The sequence below is a fragment of the Bradyrhizobium altum genome (genome assembly GCF_020889705.1).
Lineage (GTDB): Bacteria > Pseudomonadota > Alphaproteobacteria > Rhizobiales > Xanthobacteraceae > Bradyrhizobium > Bradyrhizobium altum.
Genome location: NZ_JACMYP010000573.1, coordinates 1 through 996 on the forward strand (window position 1 = coordinate 1; position 996 = coordinate 996).

Sequence of the window (996 nt, forward strand, 5' to 3'; positions counted from 1 at the left end):
GAGCATGATGTTTTTATACGGAAACATAGCCTGAATTTTTGAGATAGTTGGCGCACTCCTCTTTGGAGAAGATATCGAGGAGTTCGCCGACCTTGCGCCACGTCGCTTCGACATCACGTGTCTGGGCAGCCCGCATCAGGTGTTTGAGCTTGGCGAAGACCTGCTCGATCGGATTGAGGTCGGGGCTGTAGGGCGGCAGGAAGAGGAGATGCGCTCCTGTTGTGCGGATGGCGTTGCGGGCAGCCTTGCCTTTATGGCTGCCGAGGTTGTCGAGGATGACGACCTCGCCTTTTGCCAAGGTGGGCGCCAACACTTTCTCGACATAGAGCGTGAAGAGCTCACCGTTGATGGGACCGTCGATGACCCAGGGCGCGCTGATCCGGTCGTGGCGCAGCGCTGCGATGAAGGTCATGGTCTTCCAGTGGCCAAAAGGCGCAGATGCTTCAAGACGCTGCCCGCTCGGTCCCCAGCCGCGCAGTGGCGCCATGTTGGTTTTGATCCAGGTCTCGTCGATAAAGACCAGGCGTGAGGCCTCGATCCTGCCCTGATGGGCCTTCCAGCGTGTCCGTTTACGCGCGATATCGGGGCGGTCTTGTTCGGCCGGCCGGAGCGTTTTTTTTGAAGCTCAGCCCCTCGGCGTGAACGAACGTCCATACCGCCCGCACGTCTGTTTTGATCCCGCGCGCAGCCAGTTCCTGCGTCAGCTTCCGCAAAGTGAATGGTCCGGAGCGAATGCGTTTGCGCAGCCAGTCGGCGTTGGGGCCGGACAGAACCGGCTTTTTATGACCGCCGATCTTGCCGGGAGAAAGGCTTCCGGTCTCCCTCCGCAGATTCTTCCACTTCGTCACACAGGAAGGGCTGATCTGAAGCGCTTCGGCAATCGAACGAACCGTCTCGCCAGCCTCAGCCCTCGCCAGAGCGAGTTCGCGAAGGTCTTCCGAATAGGGTCGCGTCATCCATGCTGGCCCCCATTCCCCAGCCATGGAGTTTGAATCA

General features: G+C 59.6%; 1 protein-coding gene. It reads right to left on the minus strand.

Annotated features, from left to right (window positions below; genetic code table 11):
• Window positions 1-13: 13 nt before the first annotated feature.
• Window positions 14-956 (minus strand): IS630 family transposase gene (locus H8B02_RS47460; protein ID WP_229172543.1). Its coding sequence is split into 2 segments (ribosomal slippage): window positions 14-619 and window positions 621-956, totalling 942 coding nucleotides; the frame shifts between segments, so codons are not numbered across the junction.
• Window positions 957-996 lie beyond the last annotated feature (40 nt).